The sequence below is a fragment of the Methylobacterium sp. BTF04 genome (assembly GCF_010692745.1).
Classification (GTDB): domain Bacteria; phylum Pseudomonadota; class Alphaproteobacteria; order Rhizobiales; family Beijerinckiaceae; genus Methylobacterium.
In genome coordinates this window covers 1-2,710 of sequence record NZ_JAAHTB010000136.1, presented here as the reverse complement: position 1 = coordinate 2,710, position 2,710 = coordinate 1, and the positions used below count along the sequence as shown (strand labels likewise).

The window sequence follows — 2,710 nt, the reverse complement described above, 5'->3', positions numbered from 1 at the left end:
ATTCCTGAATGCCGACGCCCGCGAGTTCGCGCCCGTATCCGGAATCCTTGATCCCGCCGAAGAGGAGGTCCGGCGCCGTCCAGGTCGGGTGGTTCACGAACACCATGCCGGCGTCGATGCGGCTCGCCACGCGCTTGCCGCGGGCGGCGTCCCGCGTGAACACCGACCCGACCAAGCCGAAATGCATGATTATCGCCTGGAAGGGGACGACGTAGGCTCGACCGAGCGAACGGACTTTCGGGCTCACCCGATCTCCGGCGGTGAACCGGACGGAATGCCGAGAGGCTCGTTCGATGGTGGGATCTCGTCCGGCTCGAAATCCGGGACGCCGCGCGGTTCCGGGAGGGGCCCGGGACCTGGCTGCGGAGGATGCGTCGGGGCCGGTTCCGGCGATGTGGGATCTGCCATGAGGTGTTCCTGTTCACGAGGGTGAGGGATAGCGGCGATACGGCGGCCTCAGCCCATGAAGCGCCAAGCTTCCTCGGACTGGGCTTTTGCTTCGGCTGCGGCATCGGGCCGGAGGCCGACCTCGTCGATCCGGGCCTTCTCGGAATGGTCGAGGGCGAGATCCCGCTCCTTGGCCGCGGCGGCGTGCTCGCCCTTCGCAAGATGCTTGGCTGCATGCCGGTAATGGGCGGCGGCCCGGTCGTGCTGATGCGCCGCCTCCGCGCAGGCTCGTTCCAGGTCGAACTTCGACATCGTCAGGTCTCCCGTTGGGTTGGGGGCGGACGGGCGTGTCCGCTCCGTTTCAGTTTCGGAGCTGCGTTTGCACCATGTTTTGGTCCCAGGTGGTCCTGGCCGCCTCACGCGCGGCGCGGGCGGCATTCGACGCGGCTGTGGCAGCCCTGACGATGGAGGCCCGGGCTCCGGATGCCGCCTGTCGGATCGCCGTCATGTCGGAGTGGATGTACGCCTCGGTCGCGTCGTCGGCCTTCTGGAGCGCCAATCGGGTCGCCTCGACGGAGTGCCGGGCCGCATCCGCGGCCTTCTGCATCGAGGCATTGACCGAGGTGCCGGCGGCCCTGTTGGCATCGGCGATCCTGGTTTCGGATCGCTTTGCCGCCGCCTCGGCGTCGGCAGCCAGTTTCCGTATCCGATCCGCGGACTCCCGCGAGGCGTGCTTCACCGCCGCCTTCGATGCCTGCATAGCGAGACGAGCCGCCTCATGCGCCGCGTCGGCCGCTTGGCTGGCCTCGTGGCCCGCCTCCCGCATCGTCGTGGCGACGTCCACGGAGGGAGCGGCCACCGCTTGCTGCGCGTTTGCGGGAGCCATCATCGTCCAGCCGAGGAGCGTCGCCGTCAGTGCCGTGATCGTCCGCATGACCCAGTCCCTTCGTATGTTTGGACGCGGACGGCGGTGGCCGTCCACGAAACGATCCAAGCCTCAGTCCGTGTGAGGGGTCTTGGCGGCGGCGCTCCAATAGGCGTCCGCCTTGGCTGTCTGCTGGGCGAACGGAGCCGGAGGTGCGAAACGGCTTCCGGTGATCTGGGGAGCCTTGTCCATGTCGCCCTTGCTGGTATCGAGCACGAGGATGTTCAGGTTCGGGGTAACCTTGAACTGGTCCCACGGGACCGCGACGTGGTGCTCGCCGATGCCGAAGATCCCACCGCGGGCGACGACGAGGTAGGCGATCTTGCCGCTGTCGGCGCCCATGACGATGTCGTCGATGCTGCCGAGCGCGACGTTGCCGGGCGTGCGCACTTCGCTCCCGAGCAGGTCGTCGGAACGGATCGCCGTCGTCCGCGTCGCGACCGGCTGCGCCAGCGAGAGTTCCTGCTGACGGAAGCCCAGGGCGTTCTCCACCCGGAGGTCACGGCCCTGCATGTCGGTCTTGTACTGGTCGTAGCTCTGCCGGATCTGGACGAGCACGTCCTCGCAGGGCTGCTGATGGCCGTGGCGTGCCAGGATTCCGGCACCGGCGAGAAGCACCCGGACCTCGTATCCCGGCCGCGCATACGCATAAGGCATCGAGGTGGCGGACATACCCATCGGTACGCCGGCATTCGCACCGAACCAGTAGCCGCCGAGCGGATAGCCGTAGCCGTAGCCCGAACCACCAAGCCAGAAGCCCTCGCTGTTCATCTGCGCGTCGAACGCCTTGAGATGGTCGAGGCAGACCTGAGCCGGTTTCGAGTCCGACCAAGTGTCGGGTTTGCCCTGCGGCTCTTCGGCGGCACGGAGCGGGGTCGAAAGGGCCAGGGCGGTGCAGGCCCCGAGCGTCAGGGGGCGGATGAAACGGCGCATGGGAAGTTCCTTCATGAGGCGGAGGGGACGGAGGCGTCCGTCAGACGATGGCGAGGTCGTTCTCGACGATGGCGACGCCCGGAGATCCCCACGCCGTCATGGCAGCGAGATTGCGCTCGTGTTCGGTGTGGACGCTGCCGGTCAGCCGGACGCGGTCGCCTTCGACATCGACGCCGACACGCTTGGGATCGAAGAACCAGGAGCGCCCCAGCGCACCCTTGATGCCCTCGGAGATGTTATGGGCGTTGGCCCGCGGCTTGATCGTGATCTGGTTCGAAAGCCCCACGACGCCGAGCAGGGACCGGACGTCGAGAGCGGCGGCATCCTTCTGAAAATTCCAGTCCACGGCGCCGTTCAGGCTGACCCATCCGTCCTGCACCTGCGCGGTGACGGTGTCGGGGAGGATCGCGGCATCCCAGTCCAGGCGGTTGAGGACGGCTGCCGCGATATCCTCGTCGGTGCGGC

4 protein-coding genes and 1 pseudogene are annotated in these 2,710 nt (G+C 67.6%); all 5 read right to left on the bottom strand.

All coding sequences use genetic code 11. From position 1 onward, the window contains the following. Positions 1-181: pseudogene (locus tag G3T14_RS23715) on the bottom strand (aldehyde dehydrogenase family protein); the annotation flags it as partial. Positions 182-456: 275 nt separating this feature from the next. After that, positions 457-699: a hypothetical protein gene (locus G3T14_RS23710; protein WP_163644881.1), complete on the bottom strand. Its 243-nt coding sequence runs from the start codon at positions 697-699 to the stop codon at positions 457-459. 49 nt (positions 700-748) lie between these two features. Next, positions 749-1,321 carry a hypothetical protein gene (locus G3T14_RS23705; RefSeq protein WP_163644940.1) on the bottom strand — a complete coding sequence of 191 codons (573 nt, stop codon included), beginning with the start codon at positions 1,319-1,321 and terminating at the stop codon, positions 749-751. Between the two features lie 63 nt (positions 1,322-1,384). Then, complete coding sequence (locus tag G3T14_RS23700; protein WP_163644939.1) at positions 1,385-2,245, bottom strand: PRC-barrel domain-containing protein; 861 nt, start codon at positions 2,243-2,245, stop codon at positions 1,385-1,387. Positions 2,246-2,285: 40 nt separating this feature from the next. Next, a partial coding sequence (locus tag G3T14_RS23695) for a BON domain-containing protein (RefSeq protein WP_163644938.1) occupies positions 2,286-2,710 on the bottom strand: 425 nt, incomplete at its 5' end.

Excerpts from the sequence above, each read along its gene's own strand:
- G3T14_RS23700 (WP_163644939.1), bottom strand. The coding sequence starts at position 2,245 with ATGCGCCGTTTCATCCGCCCCCTGACGCTCGGGGCCTGCACCGCCCTG.
- G3T14_RS23710 (WP_163644881.1), bottom strand. The coding sequence starts at position 699 with ATGTCGAAGTTCGACCTGGAACGAGCCTGCGCGGAGGCGGCGCATCAG.
- G3T14_RS23705 (WP_163644940.1), bottom strand. The coding sequence starts at position 1,321 with ATGCGGACGATCACGGCACTGACGGCGACGCTCCTCGGCTGGACGATG.